The sequence below is a fragment of the Cysteiniphilum sp. QT6929 genome (genome assembly GCF_030035755.1).
GTDB classification, from domain to species: domain Bacteria; phylum Pseudomonadota; class Gammaproteobacteria; order Francisellales; family Francisellaceae; genus Caedibacter; species Caedibacter litoralis.
On record NZ_CP103983.1, the window covers coordinates 2,141,567 to 2,161,926 of the forward strand.

At 39.2% G+C, this 20,360-nt stretch carries 25 protein-coding genes; 16 read left to right on the forward strand and 9 right to left on the reverse strand.

What is annotated here, in order from left to right; translation table 11 throughout:
- Positions 1-54: 54 nt before the first annotated feature.
- Positions 55-642, reverse strand: a complete 588-nt coding sequence (locus tag NYP54_RS09320; protein WP_283156275.1) for an MFS transporter — start codon at positions 640-642, stop codon at positions 55-57.
- A 366-nt stretch (positions 643-1,008) separates the two neighbouring features.
- Positions 1,009-2,322, reverse strand: coding sequence for an ISNCY family transposase (locus NYP54_RS09325; protein ID WP_283156276.1), 1,314 nt, complete (start codon positions 2,320-2,322; stop codon positions 1,009-1,011).
- A 366-nt stretch (positions 2,323-2,688) separates the two neighbouring features.
- On the opposite strand from NYP54_RS09325, the gene NYP54_RS09330 reads away from it, so the two are divergent.
- Positions 2,689-4,008: a Fic family protein gene (locus NYP54_RS09330; protein WP_283156277.1), complete on the forward strand. Its 1,320-nt coding sequence runs from the start codon at positions 2,689-2,691 to the stop codon at positions 4,006-4,008.
- 251 nt (positions 4,009-4,259) lie between these two features.
- Here NYP54_RS09330 and NYP54_RS09335 read toward each other — a convergent pair whose 3' ends face one another.
- Positions 4,260-5,132, reverse strand: a complete 873-nt coding sequence (locus tag NYP54_RS09335) for an IS982 family transposase (protein ID WP_283155809.1) — start codon at positions 5,130-5,132, stop codon at positions 4,260-4,262.
- A gap of 72 nt (positions 5,133-5,204) precedes the next feature.
- Here NYP54_RS09335 and NYP54_RS09340 point away from each other — a divergent pair, with 72 nt between their 5' ends.
- Positions 5,205-5,774 carry a terminase gpA endonuclease subunit gene (locus tag NYP54_RS09340; RefSeq protein WP_283157527.1) on the forward strand — a complete coding sequence of 190 codons (570 nt, stop codon included), beginning with the start codon at positions 5,205-5,207 and terminating at the stop codon, positions 5,772-5,774.
- 23 nt (positions 5,775-5,797) lie between these two features.
- Here NYP54_RS09340 and NYP54_RS09345 read toward each other — a convergent pair whose 3' ends face one another.
- Genes NYP54_RS09345 through NYP54_RS09355 form a run of 3 tightly spaced genes read right to left on the reverse strand, consistent with a single transcriptional unit; the run spans position 5,798 to position 6,785 of the window.
- A complete protein-coding gene (locus NYP54_RS09345) occupies positions 5,798-6,124 on the reverse strand; it encodes a type II toxin-antitoxin system HicB family antitoxin (protein ID WP_283156278.1) in 327 nt (108 codons plus the stop codon).
- A gap of 57 nt (positions 6,125-6,181) precedes the next feature.
- Complete coding sequence (locus NYP54_RS09350; protein WP_283156279.1) at positions 6,182-6,526, reverse strand: hypothetical protein; 345 nt, start codon at positions 6,524-6,526, stop codon at positions 6,182-6,184.
- Positions 6,519-6,785 carry a BrnT family toxin gene (locus tag NYP54_RS09355; protein ID WP_117004157.1) on the reverse strand — a complete coding sequence of 89 codons (267 nt, stop codon included), beginning with the start codon at positions 6,783-6,785 and terminating at the stop codon, positions 6,519-6,521. Before NYP54_RS09355 ends, NYP54_RS09350 begins: the two co-directional genes overlap by 8 nt.
- 141 nt (positions 6,786-6,926) lie before the next feature.
- On the opposite strand from NYP54_RS09355, the gene NYP54_RS09360 reads away from it, so the two are divergent.
- From NYP54_RS09360 to NYP54_RS09385, 6 genes are all read left to right on the forward strand, one after another.
- Positions 6,927-7,193: a hypothetical protein gene (locus NYP54_RS09360; protein WP_117004156.1), complete on the forward strand. Its 267-nt coding sequence runs from the start codon at positions 6,927-6,929 to the stop codon at positions 7,191-7,193.
- Positions 7,193-7,702 (forward strand): phage portal protein, encoded by a 510-nt coding sequence (locus tag NYP54_RS09365; protein WP_283156280.1) that lies wholly within the window; start codon positions 7,193-7,195, stop codon positions 7,700-7,702. The genes NYP54_RS09360 and NYP54_RS09365 overlap by 1 nt, the downstream gene beginning before the upstream one ends.
- 57 nt (positions 7,703-7,759) lie before the next feature.
- Complete coding sequence (locus tag NYP54_RS09370; RefSeq protein ID WP_224728298.1) at positions 7,760-8,248, forward strand: transposase; 489 nt, start codon at positions 7,760-7,762, stop codon at positions 8,246-8,248.
- Positions 8,245-8,718 carry an IS1595 family transposase gene (locus NYP54_RS09375; RefSeq protein ID WP_283156281.1) on the forward strand — a complete coding sequence of 158 codons (474 nt, stop codon included), beginning with the start codon at positions 8,245-8,247 and terminating at the stop codon, positions 8,716-8,718. Before NYP54_RS09370 ends, NYP54_RS09375 begins: the two co-directional genes overlap by 4 nt.
- 111 nt (positions 8,719-8,829) lie before the next feature.
- A complete protein-coding gene (locus tag NYP54_RS09380) occupies positions 8,830-9,231 on the forward strand; it encodes a helix-turn-helix domain-containing protein (RefSeq protein WP_283156282.1) in 402 nt (133 codons plus the stop codon).
- A gap of 385 nt (positions 9,232-9,616) precedes the next feature.
- Positions 9,617-9,916 (forward strand): transposase family protein, encoded by a 300-nt coding sequence (locus NYP54_RS09385; RefSeq protein ID WP_283156283.1) that lies wholly within the window; start codon positions 9,617-9,619, stop codon positions 9,914-9,916.
- Here the strand turns inward: NYP54_RS09385 and NYP54_RS09390 are convergent.
- Together NYP54_RS09390 and ttcA are read right to left on the reverse strand one after the other, a co-directional pair.
- Complete coding sequence (locus NYP54_RS09390) at positions 9,879-11,057, reverse strand: IS3 family transposase (RefSeq protein ID WP_283156284.1); 1,179 nt, start codon at positions 11,055-11,057, stop codon at positions 9,879-9,881. The genes NYP54_RS09385 and NYP54_RS09390 overlap by 38 nt on opposite strands.
- Positions 11,058-11,378: 321 nt before the next feature.
- On the reverse strand, positions 11,379-12,185 hold the full coding sequence (gene ttcA, locus NYP54_RS09395) for a tRNA 2-thiocytidine(32) synthetase TtcA (RefSeq protein WP_283156285.1): 807 nt from the start codon (positions 12,183-12,185) through the stop codon (positions 11,379-11,381).
- Between the two features lie 150 nt (positions 12,186-12,335).
- On the opposite strand from ttcA, the gene NYP54_RS09400 reads away from it, so the two are divergent.
- The 7 genes from NYP54_RS09400 to coaD all read left to right on the forward strand — a co-directional run bounded on the left by NYP54_RS09400 (position 12,336) and on the right by coaD (position 18,556).
- Complete coding sequence (locus tag NYP54_RS09400; protein ID WP_283156286.1) at positions 12,336-13,244, forward strand: D-alanine--D-alanine ligase; 909 nt, start codon at positions 12,336-12,338, stop codon at positions 13,242-13,244.
- Complete coding sequence (locus NYP54_RS09405; RefSeq protein WP_283156287.1) at positions 13,241-13,960, forward strand: FtsQ-type POTRA domain-containing protein; 720 nt, start codon at positions 13,241-13,243, stop codon at positions 13,958-13,960. The genes NYP54_RS09400 and NYP54_RS09405 overlap by 4 nt, the downstream gene beginning before the upstream one ends.
- A 216-nt stretch (positions 13,961-14,176) precedes the next feature.
- On the forward strand, positions 14,177-15,412 hold the full coding sequence (gene ftsA / locus NYP54_RS09410) for a cell division protein FtsA (protein WP_283156288.1): 1,236 nt from the start codon (positions 14,177-14,179) through the stop codon (positions 15,410-15,412).
- 137 nt (positions 15,413-15,549) lie between these two features.
- The gene (gene ftsZ, locus NYP54_RS09415; protein WP_283156289.1) at positions 15,550-16,743 is read left to right on the forward strand and encodes a cell division protein FtsZ; all 1,194 of its coding nucleotides are present in this window, start codon (positions 15,550-15,552) and stop codon (positions 16,741-16,743) included.
- Positions 16,744-17,121: 378 nt separating this feature from the next.
- A complete protein-coding gene (locus NYP54_RS09420; RefSeq protein WP_283156290.1) occupies positions 17,122-17,493 on the forward strand; it encodes an iron-sulfur cluster assembly accessory protein in 372 nt (123 codons plus the stop codon).
- Between the two features lie 2 nt (positions 17,494-17,495).
- Positions 17,496-18,047 (forward strand): putative Fe-S cluster assembly protein SufT, encoded by a 552-nt coding sequence (sufT, locus tag NYP54_RS09425; RefSeq protein WP_283156291.1) that lies wholly within the window; start codon positions 17,496-17,498, stop codon positions 18,045-18,047.
- A 20-nt stretch (positions 18,048-18,067) separates the two neighbouring features.
- The gene (gene coaD, locus NYP54_RS09430) at positions 18,068-18,556 is read left to right on the forward strand and encodes a pantetheine-phosphate adenylyltransferase (protein WP_283156292.1); all 489 of its coding nucleotides are present in this window, start codon (positions 18,068-18,070) and stop codon (positions 18,554-18,556) included.
- Between the two features lie 14 nt (positions 18,557-18,570).
- Here coaD and NYP54_RS09435 read toward each other — a convergent pair whose 3' ends face one another.
- Positions 18,571-19,434 carry a LysR family transcriptional regulator gene (locus NYP54_RS09435; RefSeq protein WP_283156293.1) on the reverse strand — a complete coding sequence of 288 codons (864 nt, stop codon included), beginning with the start codon at positions 19,432-19,434 and terminating at the stop codon, positions 18,571-18,573.
- Between the two features lie 103 nt (positions 19,435-19,537).
- Between NYP54_RS09435 and NYP54_RS09440 the strand changes: the two genes are divergently transcribed.
- Positions 19,538-20,326 (forward strand): sulfite exporter TauE/SafE family protein, encoded by a 789-nt coding sequence (locus tag NYP54_RS09440; protein WP_283156294.1) that lies wholly within the window; start codon positions 19,538-19,540, stop codon positions 20,324-20,326.
- The last annotated feature ends 34 nt before the right edge of the window (positions 20,327-20,360 follow it).

Consider the following 20,360-nt stretch of genomic DNA (forward strand, 5'->3'; position numbering starts at 1 on the left):
TCATAGGTTGCTGTATTAAAGCCATGAAGTCAGAGGTTTCATATAAGTTTTTTCTCAAAAAATAATTGATAATGCAGCGCCAAACATAAAGGCAATTCGCCAACCATAGTCATATAGCATGCTTGATGATGGAATGTTACTGACTAGCATAAAAATGAAAGTGCTTAATAAAATACCCAATCCAAGACATGAAAAAATTATGCTAACAGCAAATCCTTTCCTTTTTGGAAAATATTCCACACTGTAGGTTATTGCAGTTGGAATCTCACCGCCAATAGCTATCCCATGCACTATCCTAAGTAAAGCAAACATGATAGCAGCAACAATACCAATGTCTTGAGTAGTTGGCATTATCGCCATGATGAATGTTGTTATTGCCAGTGTTAGCATTGTGAAAAAGAAGCTTGTCTTTCTGCCATAACGATCACCAATTATACCAAAAATAAGCCCTCCAACAGGGCGAATGAAATAGCCTAGAGCCAAAATAATAAAAGCATACAGGACGCCCAGTGTGGTAGATTCTTCTGGGAAGAATGCTTTTGCTAAAATGGGTGTAAAGTATGCAAAGATTGCGAAGTCATAGTATTCGATACCTGCCCCACAGCCTGAAATTGCTAGAGTTTTTATTTGTTTAAGATTCATCTATTATTCTCCCCTAGGTGATTGCTTTAAATAGTGCCTGAACGGAAATAGCGATATTTTGCATTTTCAGCGCGACAGATGGGCTGATATTTGGCCTTCTGCATTGTTGTTTCCAGCACATTTTGATAAATTCATTGCTCAATGATCAAAAACAAACCCAAGTCGCTTGAAAATATCAAATTAAACCCACGTCAAATCCCCAAGAGCTTGTTTGCGTGTTTTTTTGACTCTAAATTCAATGATATTTGCTAAGCAGCCTTACTCAATTTTCGCTTTTTTCTGGTCTTTTGCTTACGTCGCTTTTTCTGCACAATTTCACCAATGCGTTGAATATTGCGAGATAAAACAGCCAAAGCCACATAACAATCAAACCCTTCTTTTTCCCTTATCTGGACAACGATCAAGTCCGTGCTGTTCCAAACAATTGATTGCTGACTCAACTGCCGAATGCTGATGTCTGGTTTTCACAAACTCAGGATCACTCTCTTGTGACTTCTCCAGTTGGTTTAACTTGCCTTTTTTAGGCATAACCACTTTATTAATCAGCTTTCTAGCTTCCGTGAGATTCACTGCCGAGTAAAAACCTTTATCAAAACTGCAACCTTGCAACTGAGGGAAGTTAATCTGTGTGTCTTTAATGATATCAACGGTGATATCAGCATCTTGCTCTTGTCTCATGACACGATGATGTAAAATAAACTGGTGCTGATCTTCCATGATGGCCACTTTAATGCCCAGTTCGATTTTGTTGCCCGCTTTTCCTTTGTTAACCCACTCAGTATCTGGCTCAAAAATAGAGTATACCTTTTGCGATGACTCTATGGTTTTATTCTCAATGACACGATCATACGTCTGCTGAAATTGTCGTGTGCTATGGTCAATATATGGTTCAATGGAGCACCGTGAAAACGTATCTAATTTCTTCAGTGTTTGACTTAATTTATTCAAGTATAACTGCGCCTTATCCAAATAGGCTTGATGTGCTTGAGTGATATGATCTTGTTTCTTACCTTTTTTACTTTGCTGAGCTTTACGCAATGCCTTTTTTAATTGCCTAATATTATAATCAGATTGACGCCAATCGCTTATATTCAAACGCTCGCAGGCTTGTGCTGTCAAATGAATTGCTTTGCATAAAGCATCAAACAACAAGCTAATATCCGTTGGGAAATGCACGTTACGCTCAACAACAAAAGAATCACAACGCGCCAACAAGGGCTTATCTGTAGCACTCAATAAACGATGTCCATGGTTAACCATAATGATATTTAATTGAAATAGAACCTCCTCAGTTAGCAAGCCAACATTATCTTTAATGGTTTGCAAAGCATAGCGTTTATTCTCATCTAGAAAACCATGACCAAGCATTTGTCGTAACGTCCTATGTTCATTGGCTAGCTCTTGCAAACGATCATAATCACAGTTGAGATTTAAGCGCATGATTCCAAGCACAAACACTCGCCACATATCCATGCCCTGACGACCTGTGTTTATCTGTTTGTCACTTAACACACTTGCCAAAGTGCTTTCAATGACTTGGCGTGTTTGAGTGTCTTCATAAACAGGCTGTAAGCCTAAAAGAATGCGAGGGATATCATCTCTTGAATCGAGGTTAATGTTTATATCACCGATGTATGTTTGACCAAAACTTAATTGGGGAGATAAAAGTATGTTGCGCATGGAAAAATAAACGAAGTTGTTTATTGGCGTTTATTGTCGCAAAAAAACAGGGGAAGTTTGACAGAGATATTGCTCAAATCACCAAGAAACAACGTGAAATAAGCTTATGTGAGAATAGAGTTAAAAAAATTTATTTGAAACCTCTGCCGTCAAAGCCTTATTTTATATTATCTCCTGTCATTTCCGGTCAGGCACTATTTAGCTTGATAGGCTATTTTGTGGGTAGTTGTGTTGTGTTTCTTTTGAAACAATAAGATTAACATTGTATTTAAAATGATCTAAAACCAAATTTTTGAAAACTTGGTTTGTTTTTATTTTTATGCTACTTTATGTGTTAATTCTCCAAAAATAATAAAGTTGTCGGATATGCAGAAACCACCTAAGTTTGAAGTGCCAACCTCGGAACAGATTGCAAAGTATCATTCACAGCCTAAGCTTAGAGCATTTAGTGATGATGAGTATATCCATTGGGATAAGCTAAGATATAAAGCTGCGGGCTTGGGCTTTTCGGCAGAAGCATTATGGAATCTCATTAAGTTACACCGCATGAGCAACGGCATAAATACAGGGTTAGTTGATGAAAGCGGAAAACCATTTTATTTTGTTAATACAGATAAGATACAAAGGTTGGTGCACAAGATAGATAAATTTTCTGGTGGTGCAATTAAGGCTCAATCTGGCTTGCTTACGGAGAAAAGCAAGGATGAATATTTGTTTAAATCCCTGCTTGAAGAATCAATTTCATCTAGTCAATTGGAAGGTGCAGTAACCACTAGAAAGGTTGCCAAAGATATGATCTTGTCTGAAAGGAAGCCACGCGATCAAGGTGAAAAGATGATTTATAATAATTACAACGCCATGAGCTTTTTACAGGGGAAAATAAAGGACAGATTAAACGAAGAGTTTCTATTTGAGCTTCACAGTATCATCACGATTGATACACTGGAATCTAATCACCAGATTGGTGGATTTAGAAAAGAAAGTGATAATGTGTGCGTGGTTGATAAGTATGGAGAAATTGTTCATAAGCCACCGAAAGCATGTTTACTAGGGCAAAGGCTAAATGAACTCTATCAGTTTGCAAATTCAGAGGAGTTACATAGCAGCTTTATTCATCCGGTGATAAAAGCAATCATTATTCATTTTATGCTTGCCTATGAGCATCCCTTTGTTGATGGCAATGGTAGAACAGCTAGGGCGTTGTACTATTGGCATGTAGCCAAATCTGGCTATTGGTTGATGGAATTTTTGCCTATTTCCAGAATCATACAGCATGCGCCTGTACAATACGGGAAAGCCTTTTTACAAACAGAAACTGATGATAATGATTTAACCTATTTTATCCATTACCATTTAGAAGTAATTGATAAAGCTTTGGATGATTTGTTTATCTATCTGAAAAACCAAGCAGCCAAGCTGCAAAATGTTGATGAGTTTCTAAAAGATAGCTTGCTAAAAAAAGAGCTGAACTCTCGACAAATTTCTGTGTTGCGTCATGCATTAGAAAATCAGTACATGGTATATTCTCCAAGTATACATAAGAATCATCATTGTATATCGATAGAGACAGCAAGAAAGGACTTTCAAAAGTTAGTTGATTTAGAACTTTTCTATCGCTTTAAAAAATCAGGGGCACATCTATTCGTACCGCGCAATAATTTGCACGAGTTTCTTATTAAAATGTAAATTAGCTTTTTAAGGCATTAATCGGCACAAACCTAACATGATTTAACGCTTATCCTTGCTGTATACCATCGGGGGAGGGTAAACAATGCATGGGGTAGACCGCTATAGCGGGCGTGTGCTAGATGATATCGAGCACGTTAAGCAATCAATCAAAGATATTTTAACCACACCAATCGGCACACGTGTGCAGTTGCGCGCTTATGGCAGCCGACTGTTTGAGTATATCGATAACCTCAGTTCGGAATTACGGTTCATAAAACACTCAATCTTTTCTGACCCACAATAGAGATAGGATCGATAACCCATGCAGCAAGGCATGCCATCAAATGTGTGCATGCATTTACAGGTGAGCGATGCCTTGTATGCCACAACATTAAACTATTTTTCAAATGATCAAATAGAGTTTCAATCATACCTCTATGCCGTAACAATTGCTTTTCCTGTGGAGTCCTAAATAGCTTTTTCATATTCTTTTTGAGCGTAGTAATCAATTTAAGCCCTTGCTCTGCAAGGCATTCTGCTTTGGCTTTGGATACATAACCACGATCGCCAAAAATCATCCCTTGAAGTTCCTTACACATATCCAACAATGGCGTCCTATCATCAGTGTTGCCACGAGTGACTCGAATGCTAACAAGCTCACAAAGATTATTAACCACAAGATGCAATTTCAGCCCAAAAAACCAACCTGTACTCGTTTTGCTTTTACCTGCTAGTCCCTCAAAAACCTTATGATTTTTCTCGCGTAAGTTATGACAAACTGGCAGTTTTGTTGCATCAACATAATAAATACCAGTGCGCTCACCTTGATGATAAGTTAAAAAGTAAGACAACGGTAAAATCGCTTGACTCATCAGCTCTACAAAGCGATTATACGATGGCGCTTGAGGAAAATATTCATGCCAATAAACTTTGATAAACTCGTTGTAATATGTTTTGAAATTGCGATATTGAGTTATCTGAAACATAATAAGAATTGTCATAATTTCACTCACTGCTAACTGTTGCGCTTTGCCATATTTTCTGTTTCTATCCATGCCAATTTGTTTGAGTTTAAGTTGCTTTTCATAGATAATGCAAAAGTCGTCTATGCGGCAAAATGTTGAAATAAGTAGTTCTATCATGTTGATCTTGAGAAATTACCATAAGAATTACTTATTTTAACACCATAAAACCCTTTTAAATCAAGGATTTTAATTCCGAACTCAGGTTACTTACATGTTTGCGGTAAACAATTGCCTATATCCTTTGCTTGCCTTGATACTGGCGGCACCAATAACATGACATCTAAGGCATATGACTACGTGCGCCATAGTCGAATTGGCTTGCCGTTTGCAATTAAAGGGCGTGGTGGTGAGCATCTCTTTGTATCCGCACCCAGTCGCAAGTGTGTGCCCAATAAAAAAGCCTTTGATTTATATAACATTGGCACCGATGAGGGCAAAAGTATTTTGTACAATCGCTTAAAGCTCAATGATAGCCAAGGTGCGAGCGTGATCCATTTTGATGCTAATATTTGTGATGAGCGCTATTTTGGGCAGTTGACTGCGGAAAAGCGCCTGCTGCGTTACCAAAAAAGATTCCCAAAGTATGAATGGCACAATGTTGCCCCTGATAAGCGCAACGAGGCATTAGATACTTATATTTACGCACTGGCTGCATTGAGAATTACGAATATTGATTTGAACCTAAAACGGCAGCAATTATTGAAAGAAACAAAGGACAAACCCAAGAAAGTGAGCGCTAAAAAAAGCTATAAGCTTTGAACTGTTCGGAGTTTCCAAATAGTTCAGTGTGAAGCGAGCTTTGAGCTAACGAGTTGATTAAGGCTAATGCCTTGTTCAGCAGCTGTAATTGCGAGGGTACGATGTGTTTCAGGTGGTATTCGTACCATGAATGATTCACTGTATTTCTTTTCAGAAAGCGGTGCAGGAATGGTTTCACCAGATAATTGCATATCAAGTAAGACATCGCTGACAGTAGTGCGTATTCCTTTTAAAGCAGCTTCAGGTGATGCGTCGAGCCATGATAAGGATGGAAATTCAGCACATAAGCCAATGTACTCATTATCATCAGCAGACCAAGTGACGCGATAAGTGTAGTGATCGGCATTCATTTTTGCATGTCCTCCAATTTTTTGATGGCTAATAGCACTTGCTTTACTTGATAGGGTTTATTTTTGCAAACGATGAGAAGTGCCTTGGTTGTTAACAATGGCAAGCTTGAAATTCCCATCAACATATTGCTTCATCAAGAAGTTAAGTAACGTCTGGTAAGGTAAGCCCTCATGCTCAGCCTTTTCTTTAAAAGCAGCAAGCGTTGTTGGGTCTGGCTTAAAAGAAATTGGCTTTCTGACTTTTTGCATGGTTGCTTTAGCCATTTGCTCAAACTGTGCTTTGCGTGTTTTAAACTCATCCTCCGCGATGGGCTTGTATTCCCCGCGCTTATCAGCTTGCATAATAGTTTCTTCAATGACATCAAGTGCTTTTATGTTATTTTTTTGGGATGTATTACGCATTTGTATCGCCTCCAAATCGTTTAGTTTGCTTACGGTCTGCATAAGCGGTAATCAACCTTAGGTTATTGTTACGCTGTTCTGTGGCAACAGAGTAAACATAGTCACCAATACGAACGCGCAGAATGCTTTGGTTAGGGTGATTAACATTATCGTCAATCGCTAGTAAATCACCATTTTCAATTGCCGTAACAATCTGCTCAAATGAGATATGTCTTTCCTGCTTGAGCTGTTTATTTTTCTTTTCATCCCATTCAAACATTTAACGCTGCCGTTATTTCGTATCTGTAGTTATTCTAGTAAATACTCAGTATATATCAAGATGTTTTAGCAAATACGTTAAGTTTACACAAACTCCCCCTATCCCTACGCATACAATATCCTTAACAAAGATGGGGGTCTTATGCTTTTTATGGATATTGAAACAGAATTAGCGCAGAAATATGCTGAATTAGAGGGCATTCGCGCATCAATCAATAAAGCGATTAGCAATGCGCATATTGGCACTTATAGCGCTGCGGGTAATTCGGTTACCTATCGCGAGATGAAAGACTTGCGCGCGGAGGAATCACGGCTTGTTTTTGCGATTAATCAGTTGGAGCTTATTAAGCAAGATAAAAAAAGTAAAAAAGCAAATAGCTTTATGTCAACAGGGTTTAGGGTGCGTTAATGGGATTATTGTCACTTTTTAAACAGGATAAAACAAAAGCACAGCATGCGTTGCAGCGCAAGACGTACAATGTGATGCAAAAGCGGATGTATGAGGCAGCGCGCTCCAATCTGGTACGGGATATTTTCTCAGGTGGTGATATCGATGAGATGATTGAGTCACAATCCAGTGCCATTTTGCGTCGTGCGCGAGAAGCATATGCCAATAATGATTACGTCAAAGGCTATATTTCAATGGCGTGCACCAATATTATTGGGCACAAAGGCATTCGTATACAGTGTAAAAGCAAAAGTGACGCGTTAAACAATAAGACTGAGCTTAGCTTTTCTCGTTGGGCACGTCGTGGACGCTGTGATGTCACCGGACAGTTATCACTGATCGACGTGCAATTATCTTGCGTGCGCTCGTTATTGCGTGAGGGTGAGTTTTTTGTGCTTAAACACGTGATCGATGGGCAGCTACAATTGCAATTAATTGAGGCTCTATTTGTGTTTCAGGGAGTTAAATAAAGTGTTGTGCAATAGTGATAAATCCTGTAGTTTTATGACGTTTTTATGTGATTAGATATGGCAATGATTAATATTCAACACTTAATAGATGAGCAGCAGTGCTATGAAACAGTGCGTAAATTGCGCTGGTCAAATGGAGTAACTTGTCCGCATTGTATGGCGTCGGCAGACAAAATCATCAAGCGAGGAGCCTCAAGTAAAGCAGAGTTTTGCCAACGTTACCATTGCAAACAATGCGATAAAGATTTTGACGACTTAACACATACGATTTTCACCAATCGGCACCAACCTTTGAAGACATGGATTCTATGCCTTTATTTCATGGGGCTAAACCTCTCAAATGCGCAGATTGCAAAGGAGTTGGAGCTGAATGAGACTGACGTGTACACCATGACTATGCAATTACGCGAAGGTGTCGAGCAAAGACGAGAACCTACCGTATTATCAGGTGAGGTCGAGTGCGATGAAGTGTATGTGGTTGCAGGGCATAAGGGTAATCCAACAGCGGTTAAAAAAAAGGGCGTAAGGCAAGGCGTAATCGATTGAAAGGAGCTCGAGGACGAGGCACTTTGGAAAAAGAAAAGCCGCCAGTATTTGGTATGATTCAACGTGGAGGAGATGTTGTGGTGCAAATGCTACCTGATGTTAAACAGAAGACGATAAAACCCTATATTGAATCTTGCATACAGCCAGGCAGTACCGTCTATACGGATGAGTATGTCATTTACGCCAATTTGACGCAATTAGGCTATAAGCATAAAACAGTGAATCATGGTTCTGGGGAATATGCACGCGATGAGGATGGTGATGGGTTTTATGAAGTCCACGTTAATACTCAGGAGGGTTGTTGGTCGCTATTAAGATCATGGTTAAGACCACATCGAGGGATTTCTCAAGAAAAGCTACCAAAGTATTTGGCATTTTTTGAGTTTGTTCATAATGCAAAGAAGCGAGGAAAAGCATTAATTTTCTCGTTGTTAGAAAACGTCCTTTGTAAAAAACTAACGATGCAATAAGTATGAATTATAATCTCCTTACAACACAAATAGAGCCTAAGTTGTTTATTCGTCATATTCTAACCCATAAAGAGTATGACAAAAATAAGTGGAAAGAGTGAGGTGAAAACAATGAGTCATGCAGTGCAACAAGCCCTTCAACATTGGCAGTACATTCAACCTATTGCCATGATTCCAAAAAATGAAACTGAATATAAAAAATTGTCATCTTATTTAGATGAGCTCTTAGACATATGTGCAGATCAAGAAGATCATCCTGCTTGGGGCATTGTTAATTTACTATCTAACATTATTGAAGCTTATGACTGTGAGCATTATAAGATTGCAAAAGCGGATGGCATAGATACATTAAAGTATTTGATGAAAGAACATAATTTAAAGCAATCAGATCTTATAGAATTAGGTAGTCAAGGCGTTGTTTCAGAAATCTTGAATAAAAAAAGAGAGCTTAATATAAGGCAATTGAAATCTTTAGCTCATCGTTTTAATGTCAGTGTTGATACATTTATTTAATTTCTCAAATGCTTTTCAGATCGCTGTAAAAAATTCTCAAGGATGACAGCAGGGAGCAGGGATGACAGGGTCAGGGCTAATTATCGTTTATTCTTTGGCGTGCGGTTGTTACAGTTGGCAAAGCAGATATGGAATCAGGCTGCTCGGGATCTTTGCGCCTAAAATATATGCCTGAAGGCATCCTTAACATTAGAAAAAGTTAAGTTGACGGTGCCAACTCAAGTGGCTCCATTAGCCCTGTGACCAAATGGCATCATTAGGGCTATGATTAACAGTTTACAAAATAACATGCAATATTACTTATATAACACCTCAGGGCAATCGCATTTAAAAGTTGTTGATTTTTGCTGAAATTTGTGAAAAATTCTGAAAATAAAGCCTGACAATGACAGAAAACACAGTAACTTCGTCAATTTTCACACACTTTGAGTCTGTAAAAGATCCGAGAGTTAATAGATGCAAGAAACATAAACTGATAGACATTTTATTTATGACTTTAAGTGCCGTTATTTGCGGCGCGGATAATTGGGTGGCAATAGAGGCATTTTGTAAAGCAAAGAAAGATTGGTTAACAGATATGCTTAAACTAAAGTATTCTACCCCAAAGTGTCAATACAGTTTTTTAAAAATTCTTATTCCTATACATGTCATGCAACCTGCAATGTTTTTTGCACCTGACTTTTAAAGTCAATAGCACCTTCTTTGTACACATTCATTGGTTTTTTGTATCCCAAGCTCTCATGAAATCTACGGTGATTATAAAAATCAATATAATCAGCAAGATCAGACCTAAGCTCAGGCAAAGAACCATATTCATTAAGATAAATTCGCTCGCATTTTGCACTGCGCCAAAAACGCTCAATACAAATGTTATCAGTAGCTCGCCCTTTACCATCCATTGAGATAGTAATACCTCTACTGGATAATGCCTCAGTATGTATATGCGAGGTATATTGACTGCCTTGGTCAGTGTTAAAAATCTCAGGGTTGCCAAAGCGATCAAGGGCTTCATGCAAAACACTCATTACCAGGCTACTATCCATCGTATTCGATATACGCCAACTTAATACGGCTTTTGAATACCAATCAATTATCGCAGCAAGATAAACCATACCACCCTTAAGCTTCACATACGTGATATCAGTAGACCACACTTGGTTAACGCGACAAATATTAATACCACGCAGTTTATAAGTGTATTTAACATGCTGTTTACAAGGCTCGGACAAATTAGGAAACCTGACAGCCAACACCGCTTTTAAGCCCATTTCCTGACGGTATTTCTGCACCGTATTCACGCTGACACTAAATCCATCCTCAAGTAATTGCTGATGAACCTTCAGCGCACCATAAATAGGGATTTCTTCATGGATTTTCTGGATATGCGCTTTAATTTTAAGTGCTTCCTTATTGATTTTAGGCGTGTAATAGCAGTTGCCTCGATTTATACCTAATAATTGGCATTGCTTAACTATGGAAATATTTTCTAGCTTGGACTCCACCATAGATTTTTTAGTTGATAAGTCCAAGCTTGCGAGCTTTCCCTCAAGCCAATCCCTTTCAATCGTAAGTTGACCAACTTTCTTGGCATACTTATCCACCTCATGTTGAAGCTTATCATTTTCAGATTTGTACTCTTTAACCGCCTTGGCTGGCTCCATAGCAATAACTGCATTATCCAAGAAGATTTTCTTCCAGTTTTGGATGTTTTTTGTGGTTATATTATGTTTGCTAGCAAGCTCTGCTAACGTAAGCTCATTTGCCAATAATTCCAATACAACTTTGACCTTAAACTCGGATGAGTAACTTGTCCTTTTTGTGCTCATAAATACGCCCTCTATTCATTTCACTTTCAACAATATATCGGAAGTTGATTTCAAAAGATACTGTTTAAATTTCTTGGGGTATTATAGCTGAGGTGTTCTTGCGGCATCATGCATCCTTTTAATTGTGTTATGAGCTATGAGTTAAGCCTTAAATCTAGCTAGTTTTCAGGTCGATGGCATTAACAAATGTAAACAAATTGTTACATTAAATGGCTATTCACGCATCAATATTAGGTGTTACTATGCCCAAGTGAAAGCGCAGGGGGATGTGGTGTGTGAGGTTTTTACTTGGCTTCACGCACCACAAGTGGGCTAGGTGCGCTATAGAGATTTAAAATCAAATAGTGTGTGATCTAGTAGTTGAGATGGGGCAACCTTTTGCAGTGAAGAGAAAATTACTTCTTTGCGTCCGGGTGTTTGTATTTCCATATCACTGAGCATTTCTTTGATTTTTTTGCGTTGTAGATTCTCTTGTGAGCCACATAGATTACAAGGAATGATTGGGAAATTCATGTGTTGGGCGTAAGCTATGATTTCATTTTCTGCTACATAGGCTAATGGGCGAATGACGATATTACGCTCGTCATCACTTTTAAGTTTAGCTGGCATTGCCTTGATCTGACCATTATAAAAAAGGTTTAAAAAGAAGGTTTCAATAATGTCATCTTTGTGATGTCCTAAGGCAATTTTAGTGACTTTATGCTCATGCGCGAAATCATACAAAATCCCACGGCGCATGCGTGAGCATAAGCCGCAAGTTGTCTTGCCCTCGGGGATCACGCGCTTAACCACACTATAGGTGTCGCGCTCGATAATATGATATTCAATGCCAAGCTTACCCAGATATTCAGGCAATATCTCCTCTGGGAAGCTAGGTTGTTTTTGATCAAGGTTCACCGCGATAATATCAAAGTGGATAGGTGCTTTCTTTTGTAGAATCAATAACAGTTGAAGTAAGGTATAAGAGTCCTTACCCCCAGATAAACAGACCATGACCTTGTCATTGGCTTCGATCATATTAAAGTCTTCAATTGCATGTCCGACTTTACGCAAAAGACGTTTTTCGAGCTTGTTTAACGGCAGCTCATCGGGTGTCGTATGAGGTGTTGGAACGGCTATTTCAATCATGTGTATAGTGAAGTATTAAAAATTTGGCATAGTATATACTAGTTCATAGATGCAGGTAAGGACATTTGCTGCCAGATTGCGCTGGATAAACTAGGCGAATCTGACTAACATATTTGCCATTTATATGATTTGCTGTTTTAGGAGTTTTGCTTGTCACATTTAAAGCATACATTTGGCAAAGTTGGGGTGTTATACGGTGGAAGCTCTGCTGAGCGCGAAGTCTCATTACGTTCAGGTGCTGCGGTAATCGCGGCATTAAAGACGCTTGGTATTGATGTTGTTGCGATTGATGCATCAGGTAAAGAATTGGTGCATCAAATTGTCAATGCTTCTTTAGATCGTTGTTTGATTATGCTTCATGGTGGTGATGGTGAGGATGGGCATGTCCAGGCTTTGTTGCATCAACTTGAGATCCCTTATACGGGCTCAGATACTTTAGGTTGTGCTTTAGCAATGGATAAAATGCGTACTAAAAAGCTATGGCAAGCGGAAGGTTTATTAACGCCTAAGTCAAAAATAATCGATGCATCATTGGATGTGTCAGGTTTAAGATTTCCATTAGCAGTTAAACCGACCACGCAGGGCTCAAGTGTTGGGATTCATAAGGTGTTATCAATGGGCGCTTTAGCGAAAGCCTATGAGGATGCCTCGCAATATGGTGAGGTGATGGCAGAAGAGTGGATTGAAGGCAAAGAGCTTACTGTTTCGATTGTCGATCAGACTGCATTGCCATCGATTTGGATTGAGCCAAAGCTTGAGTTTTACACCTATGAAGCTAAATATACCAAGGAAGCTGCAACTTCCTATCACTGCCCAAGCGGGGTAACGTCAGATATGGAACAAAGTCTTAAAAATATCGCACTTCAAGCATTCTCAGCGGTAGGATGCAGTGGCTGGGGGCGTGTTGATTTTATGTTATCAAAAGACAATGAACTGTATCTGATTGAAGTCAATACAGTGCCGGGAATGACCAATTTAAGCTTGGTGCCGCAAGCGGCTAAGGCGCATGGGTGGGATTTTGAAAGCCTCGTGCTAAAAATACTCGAAAGTTCGCTATGAAGCTAAAGCTATATCTTAAATCAACGTGCTTTGTCTTAATTGTTGTTGCACTCTTGCTGGGCGTGCGTTATGTATTTAAGGAAAGTAGTGCGCATTTGCAGAAAGTGGCAATTGTAACAAAAGGTGAGCTTGATTATATCTCAAAACCACAAATCGTTGATTTGATCAAACCATTTCAACAAGACACGTGGTGGGAACTTAATGTTGATGATGTAACACAAGCGATTAAACAATACCCAGGAATTAAAGAAATCAAAGTGCAAAAACAATGGCCAGATCAGTTGATCGTTGAGTTAACAGAATATCAACCGAAAGCCTACTGGAACTCGCGCAATGAAATATTACTTGAAGATAAAGAAGTCATTGCGCCGAAGTATTTCTCAGGATCGATGAATCTACCTATTTTTTATGGTGATAAAAGCAATATTGATACGATAGAAAATGGGTATGGGCGTTTGCAGAAAGTGGCTGTAGATAATGGCTTTAGCGTTCGTGATATTAGTTTTCAAGGCAATCAATGGCAAGTGACATTAAATAGCGATGTTAAGGTATGGCTAGGTTCAAGTCGGATTGAGCAAAAGCTATTACAGTTATTACAAAACTACAAAAGTATTGAAATCCCTAAGGGGCAGAAATTAGCCACTGTTGATATGCGTTATCATAGTGGTTTTGCTGTTGGCTTCAAAGCGGCGGATAATGATGCCCAAAAAGGTTAAAATTCGCAAAAAATCGTAAGTTTACCGTGTAAGCAAGATTCAGTTTTGCCGAATTTATGTTAGAGTATACAGCAATTTGTTTGAAACCCTTAGCTTAGGTTGATTTGCCCTTGTTGTTGGTCAGAAATGATACGTAAATATCATTGAGGGTCAGGGTGAGTAACAAAAGAATACGACGTAAGTTAAAACACTAAAACTGGAATGAGTATCTAGAATATGTCTGAAATCGTGGAAAAGAAGATATTATGTGCCATTGATATCGGAACGTCAAAAGTTGTGGCTTTGGTGGCAGAGTTAAATGAAGATGATCAGATCAATATCATTGGTATTGGGACGCAGCCTTCAAAAGGTCTTAAAAAGGGCGTGATTGTCAATATTGATGCGACGGTCAAAGCCATTCAAAAAGCCGTGCAAGAAGCCGAAGATGTCTGCGGCTTTAGCATTAAAGAAGCCTATATCGGTATTGCTGGCAGTCATATTCGTAGCTTTGACTCACATGGAGTTGTTGCTATTGAGAGCGCTGAAGTATCACAACGTGATTTAGATCGTGTTATCGAGTCAGCAAAAGCCGTACCGATGCCGGCAGATCAAGAGATTCTGCATATTTTGTACCAAGATTTCATGATCGATAATCACAATGGCATCAAAGAGCCATTGGGTATGTCTGGTGTACGTTTAGAGGCCAAAGTTCATATGGTGACTGCCTCTTCAAGTGCTGTGCAGAACATCAAGAAATGTGTTAACCGTTGTGGGATTAAGGTTCAAGACATCGTGCTTGAGCAGCTTGCTTCCAGCTATGCCGTTTTAACTGATGATGAAAAAGAATTAGGCGTTTGTTTAATTGATATTGGTGCAGGTACAACTGATGTGGCTGTATTTATCGAAGGTGCCATCAAATATACTTCGGTTATTCCAATTGCAGGTAGCCAGATTACCAGTGATATAGCACATGCTTTGCGTGTGGCGACAGATACTGCTGAGCGGATCAAGATTCAATATGGCTGCTCAATGAGTAATTTGGTTAAGTCTGATGATGCGATTGAGATTCCGGGGCTTGCGGATCGTTTAGCGCGACGCGTGCCTTTGCAAACGCTTGCAGGTGTTATTGAAGCAAGAACAGAAGAATTATTCGGTATCGTGTATGAGGCGCTAGATAAGAATAATTTATTAGAAGCAATTTCAGCCGGTATCGTATTAACCGGTGGTGCGGCTAAGATGCGAGGTATCGCACCATTAGCAGAGGAAATCTTTAAAGTACCCGTGCGTATTGGTGGTCCTACAAATATCACCGGTGTTCAAGATGTACTGCATAATCCCGTACATTCAACAGGTGTAGGCTTGATTAAATATAGTCATATGCAGATAGAAGAAGGTCAAGTGGCATATGAAGAAGATGCCGATAACTCTGGTATGTGGGGCAAAATGAAAGGTTGGTTTGGTAAGCATTTTTAATATTCTAAAAAGCATAAATAAGATAGTAAACTTGTTAAGAGTTAAGAGTTAAGAGTTAAGAGTTAAGAGTTAAGAGTTAAGAGTTAAGAGTTAAGAGTTAAGAGTTAAAATATAGTTTTATAAAAGGAGTACATTACATGTTTGAAGTTTCAGAATCGTTGACAGACAATGCGGTTATTAAAGTAATTGGTGTTGGTGGCGGTGGCGGCAATGCCGTTGAGCATATGTTGACACAAAATATCGAAGGCGTTGAGTTTATTTGTGCAAACACTGACTCACAAGCGCTTAAGAACTCAAGCGCTCGTCATGCGATTCAAATCGGTAATGAATTGACAAAAGGTCTAGGTGCAGGTGCTAACCCTGAAGTGGGCAAGCGCGCAGCACAAGAAGATCGTGCCCGTATTCAGCAAGCACTAGAAGGTGCTGATATGGTATTTATTACTGCCGGCATGGGTGGTGGTACCGGTACAGGTGCAGCTCCCGTGATCGCTGAAGTTGCTAAAGAAATGGGTATTTTAACCGTAGCAGTTGTGACTAAACCATTCCCATTTGAAGGGCGTCGCAGAATGCAATTGGCTGAGTATGGTATTAGCGAGTTATCACAAAGTGTTGACTCATTGATTACGATCCCTAATGCAAAACTACTGAGTGTGTTGGGTAAAAACATTAGTTTATTAGACGCATTTAAAGCAGCTAATGGTGTATTACAAGGCGCGGTACAAGGTATTGCTGAATTGATCACACGCCCAGGTTTGATCAACGTCGACTTTGCGGATGTGAGAACGGTAATGTCAGCAATGGGTGTGGCAATGATGGGTACAGCAACAGCATCTGGTGAAAATCGTGCACGAGAGGCAGCGGAAGCCGCTGTGGCAAGTCCATTATTAGAAGATGTGAATTTAGCCGGTGCTAAAGGTGTGCTTGTTAATATCACGGCAGGCATGGATATGTCTATCGGTGAATTTGAAGAAGTTGGCGATGTGATTAAAGCCTTTACTTCAGATCAAGCAACCGTTGTTGTTGGTACGGTGATTGATCAGGATATGTCGGATGAGTTGCGTGTAACTATCGTTGTAACTGGGCTTGAAACGGCAGGTGGTAATGCAACGTTTGTTAGTGGGGCGTCAGGTCAAAAGCCAGCAAGCCCTTATGGTCGCCAAAATGTATCATTTAAAGCGCCAGAGAATAACGCCTTTAACTCAAATAATACCTTAAGACGCCAAGCGCCATCAGTTGAAGCACAAGAAGTCGAAAAAGAGCAAAAAGTAGCGGCTGAAACAGATAATGAATATTTAGATATTCCTACTTTCCTACGTCGTAAGGCGGATTAATATAGTTTGGATAATATTAATTACCATCATTATAATACCCCATGAAATTGGAGCGGCTTTGAAAATCACAGCAAAACTGGTTCACGACGATATTATTATGCCGCCAGAGGGCAGGCATATCCAACGTCACAGAATAGTGTAAGAAAGAAGGGCGTTGGCAACGCCTCAAAGAAGAGGTCGGGGAGTATTATACATTTAGATCGCTGGATCTTTGATGCAACTGCCTTTGGAGCAGTTGGATGTTGTCTATCTTGCATTATTGGAAGTCATGGGAGTGGCTGGGTATAAACTGCAAACACATTAAAACCTTTAGAAAAAAGCATAAGTAAATGATACCATGGCGGTGCTATTTACAAGTGAAGTTAAAGATAGATTACGATGATAGAAAAATTTGACCCAAAAAGAGAGCAGCCAGTAACATTCACTCAAGCGGCTTTAACGCATTTTAAGAACCATTTGGCAAAAACCCAATCGCTTGCCATCAAGATTGGTATTACAACAACAGGCTGTTCAGGCTTGGCTTATGTTGTTGAACCGATTAAGGAAATTCCTGAAGGTTTTATTAAGATTGATGAGGAAGGGATTTTGTTTTTCGTGGATCCTAAGGCATTACAATATGTTAATGGTCTTGAAATAGATCATGTCAAAAGAGAATTAGGTTTATCACAACTTGTTTATAATAATCCCAATGAGTCAGCGCGTTGTGGTTGTGGTGAGAGTTTCACCGTGCAACAAGAAGGATTAAAATAATAATGAAAATGTCTGATGTTGCTATTTTACGCCGTGAAGTTGAAGTAACCACAGTTCCCTATGGTGAGAAAATGACTTTGTTACCAGGTCAGGAAGTGCTGGTAACGCAAGCAATGGGTGCAAGCTTCACGCTAAATGTGATGGGTAACCTTGTCTATCTTGATGGCAAAGATGCCGATGCGATTAATCGAGAGGTAGTGCTTTTGCCAAGTGATAAAGCTAATATTCAAGCTAAAGATGAGGTGAATCTTGATCTTTTATGGGATCAACTACGCACGGTTTATGATCCTGAGATCCCTGTGAACATCGTTGATTTGGGTCTGATTTATGATATTTCAACCACGCGTTTGGACAGTGGCAACTATCACATCGGTGTGCAGATGACACTCACTGCTCCAGGGTGTGGCATGGGTCCTGTATTGGTACAGGATGTTGAAGACAAGCTTAAACAATTTGCCAATGTTGATAAGGCCGATGTGGTATTGGTATTTGATCCGCCATGGAATTCTGAAATGATGACGGAAGAAGCAAAGCTTGAGCTTGGACTTTTTTAGGTTAGCAAAGGATTTAAGCCATGATAAAAGTAGTGTATCCTGGGACATTTGATCCTATTAGTTTAGGGCATATTGATTTAATTAAACGCGCGAAATCTTTATTTGATGAAGTGATTGTTGCTATTTCAACAGGTAATGGCAAGTCAACACTCTTTACTGAGAAGGAGCGCTTTAAAATCACCTCTGAAGTCTTATCTGACATGCCTAATGTGCGTGTTGTGCGCTTACAAGGATTGATTGCTGACTTTATTGATGAAATGGGTGCAAATGCCGTCATTCGCGGATTGCGTGCGGTTTCTGATTTTGACTATGAGTTTCAGATGGCAAATATTAATCGGCATTTAAATAAAAAGTTTGAAACGATCTTTTTAACACCGGATGAAAAATATACGTGTTTATCATCAACAATGATTCGTCAAGTGTCTAAAATTGACCCCCATCGAGTGGCTGACTATGTACATCCGGTAGTATTAGACGCGTTGTTGGAAAAAAGAAGTCGCCATAACTAAGTTGGGAGCTTGATTTAAGAAACCTTTTGACATATCTCAAGAAAAGCCTTGGCTGCACGCGATAGCTCGACTTTTTTATGATAAATACAAGCACTATTAATATATATTGGTGTATCGATAAGTGGTAATTCTCTGAGTTTATCTGACATCATATCCTCAGTAATAATCGACCAGCCAAAGCCTGATTCAACAAGTCTTTTAATGATTTCAAGCATATTGATGTTACTAAGCTCAGGCGAGCGGATCTTATGTTTATCCAGTAGTATATGCAAAACTGTATGATGCCTATTCTCAGGTGCTGGAGATAGCACAGGAATTTCATTTAAGCGCTGCACAATATCACCATTTTGCTGCCAAAATGGATGATTTTTAGCAATAACAGCGATAACACGATTTTTTTGTAGGATATGGCAGTCAATATTTTCAGGCATATTCTCTTTTATGGTAATTAAACCAATTTCTGCTTCGAGTGCGCTCACCTTCTCAATGATCGGTAATGAGTAGGTTGAGTCGAGTTTGATATTTACTTTTGGGTATTTAGATGTAAATTCTTTAAGTATTTTGGGCAAAAAATTGAGTCCCAGATGATAATTGCAACTAATGCTTAAATCACCGATAACATCGTCTTGGAAAAGTTGCATTTTGTGCTCAAGACTACTCCACGCTTGGATTAAATGATTAGCGTCAGGGATAAGAGCTTTGCCTGCGCCAGTAAGTTGAACCAGAGATCCTGTGCGATGAAATAGTTGATTATTTAACTGTGATTCAAGTTGTGAGATACGTTTGGTAATCGTCGGTTGTGTCAAAAATAATTTATCAGCCGCGGCAGTAAATGATTGGGTTTCAGCAACGGCTAGAAAGGCGCGGATATTCTTCATTGATTCCATCTTTGAATGACTTTAATTTATTTAATTCATTTTATCTATAGTGTAGCGCTTGTTAGAATAATCACATAATAAATTTTTGCGAAAGGTTGATTTGATGATTGTATTAATGATTTATTTAATGGCTGGCATTGTCACGGGTGTTTTGTCTGCGTGGGTAGGCGCAGGTGGTGGCGCTATCATCATTCCATTGATGTTAGTGGTTTGTAAATATCAAGGGATGTCAAATGTGATAGCTATTCATTTAGCGGTTTCAACATCATTGGCATTTATTATGATCAATGCATTTTATAATGCTTATAAACATTATAAACATGGGCATTTAGTGCTAACAATTCTAAAAAATGCGTTGCCAATGATCTTTGTTGGTGCGATTTTAGGCACCATGATTAGTGAGTTTATGCCTGCAAGAGCGATTGAGATTTTGTTTGCCGTCGTGCTATTAGTAAGTCTTATTAAGACATTTCGTTTGAAGAAAGAACACGCGAGTGAAGATGTTGTGATGCCATCTAAAGGTTCATGCATTTTTCTTGGCAGTACCACGGGATTATTATCAAGTATTGTTGGTATTGGTGGTTCAAGTATTGTTAATCCATATATGAAACACTACCATTATCCAATGAAAAATTGTGCAGCAATGGCGGCAGCAACCGCTTTCCCAACGGGTCTCGTCGCGACCATCACCATGCTAGTGTCCAGTTATCATGCTGCGGGGATTCCTGCGTATAGCTTGGGGTATTTATATTTACCTGCCTTTTGTGGATTGTTGGTTGGTTCAGTTATCGGCACACCGATTGGTATTCGCATTGTTAAAAAATGCCCTGAAGTCGTATCCCTGTGGTTATTCAGGTTGATTTTAATCTATGTAATTATTGATATGTTGTAGTGTTCAAGGGTGAAGTAAGTATCAAATGTCACCT

Excerpts from the sequence above, each read along its gene's own strand:
- NYP54_RS09320 (WP_283156275.1), bottom strand. The coding sequence starts at position 642 with ATGAATCTTAAACAAATAAAAACTCTAGCAATTTCAGGCTGTGGGGCA.
- NYP54_RS09325 (WP_283156276.1), bottom strand. The coding sequence starts at position 2,322 with ATGCGCAACATACTTTTATCTCCCCAATTAAGTTTTGGTCAAACATAC.
- NYP54_RS09330 (WP_283156277.1), top strand. The coding sequence starts at position 2,689 with ATGCAGAAACCACCTAAGTTTGAAGTGCCAACCTCGGAACAGATTGCA.
- NYP54_RS09335 (WP_283155809.1), bottom strand. The coding sequence starts at position 5,132 with ATGATAGAACTACTTATTTCAACATTTTGCCGCATAGACGACTTTTGC.
- NYP54_RS09345 (WP_283156278.1), bottom strand. The coding sequence starts at position 6,124 with ATGAATGCCGATCACTACACTTATCGCGTCACTTGGTCTGCTGATGAT.
- NYP54_RS09350 (WP_283156279.1), bottom strand. The coding sequence starts at position 6,526 with ATGCGTAATACATCCCAAAAAAATAACATAAAAGCACTTGATGTCATT.
- NYP54_RS09355 (WP_117004157.1), bottom strand. The coding sequence starts at position 6,785 with ATGTTTGAATGGGATGAAAAGAAAAATAAACAGCTCAAGCAGGAAAGA.
- NYP54_RS09360 (WP_117004156.1), top strand. The coding sequence starts at position 6,927 with ATGCTTTTTATGGATATTGAAACAGAATTAGCGCAGAAATATGCTGAA.
- NYP54_RS09365 (WP_283156280.1), top strand. The coding sequence starts at position 7,193 with ATGGGATTATTGTCACTTTTTAAACAGGATAAAACAAAAGCACAGCAT.
- NYP54_RS09370 (WP_224728298.1), top strand. The coding sequence starts at position 7,760 with ATGGCAATGATTAATATTCAACACTTAATAGATGAGCAGCAGTGCTAT.
- NYP54_RS09380 (WP_283156282.1), top strand. The coding sequence starts at position 8,830 with ATGAGTCATGCAGTGCAACAAGCCCTTCAACATTGGCAGTACATTCAA.
- NYP54_RS09385 (WP_283156283.1), top strand. The coding sequence starts at position 9,617 with ATGACAGAAAACACAGTAACTTCGTCAATTTTCACACACTTTGAGTCT.
- NYP54_RS09390 (WP_283156284.1), bottom strand. The coding sequence starts at position 11,057 with ATGAGCACAAAAAGGACAAGTTACTCATCCGAGTTTAAGGTCAAAGTT.
- ttcA (WP_283156285.1), bottom strand. The coding sequence starts at position 12,185 with ATGATTGAAATAGCCGTTCCAACACCTCATACGACACCCGATGAGCTG.
- NYP54_RS09405 (WP_283156287.1), top strand. The coding sequence starts at position 13,241 with ATGAAGCTAAAGCTATATCTTAAATCAACGTGCTTTGTCTTAATTGTT.
- ftsA (WP_283156288.1), top strand. The coding sequence starts at position 14,177 with ATGTCTGAAATCGTGGAAAAGAAGATATTATGTGCCATTGATATCGGA.
- ftsZ (WP_283156289.1), top strand. The coding sequence starts at position 15,550 with ATGTTTGAAGTTTCAGAATCGTTGACAGACAATGCGGTTATTAAAGTA.
- NYP54_RS09420 (WP_283156290.1), top strand. The coding sequence starts at position 17,122 with ATGATAGAAAAATTTGACCCAAAAAGAGAGCAGCCAGTAACATTCACT.
- sufT (WP_283156291.1), top strand. The coding sequence starts at position 17,496 with ATGAAAATGTCTGATGTTGCTATTTTACGCCGTGAAGTTGAAGTAACC.
- coaD (WP_283156292.1), top strand. The coding sequence starts at position 18,068 with ATGATAAAAGTAGTGTATCCTGGGACATTTGATCCTATTAGTTTAGGG.
- NYP54_RS09435 (WP_283156293.1), bottom strand. The coding sequence starts at position 19,434 with ATGAAGAATATCCGCGCCTTTCTAGCCGTTGCTGAAACCCAATCATTT.
- NYP54_RS09440 (WP_283156294.1), top strand. The coding sequence starts at position 19,538 with ATGATTGTATTAATGATTTATTTAATGGCTGGCATTGTCACGGGTGTT.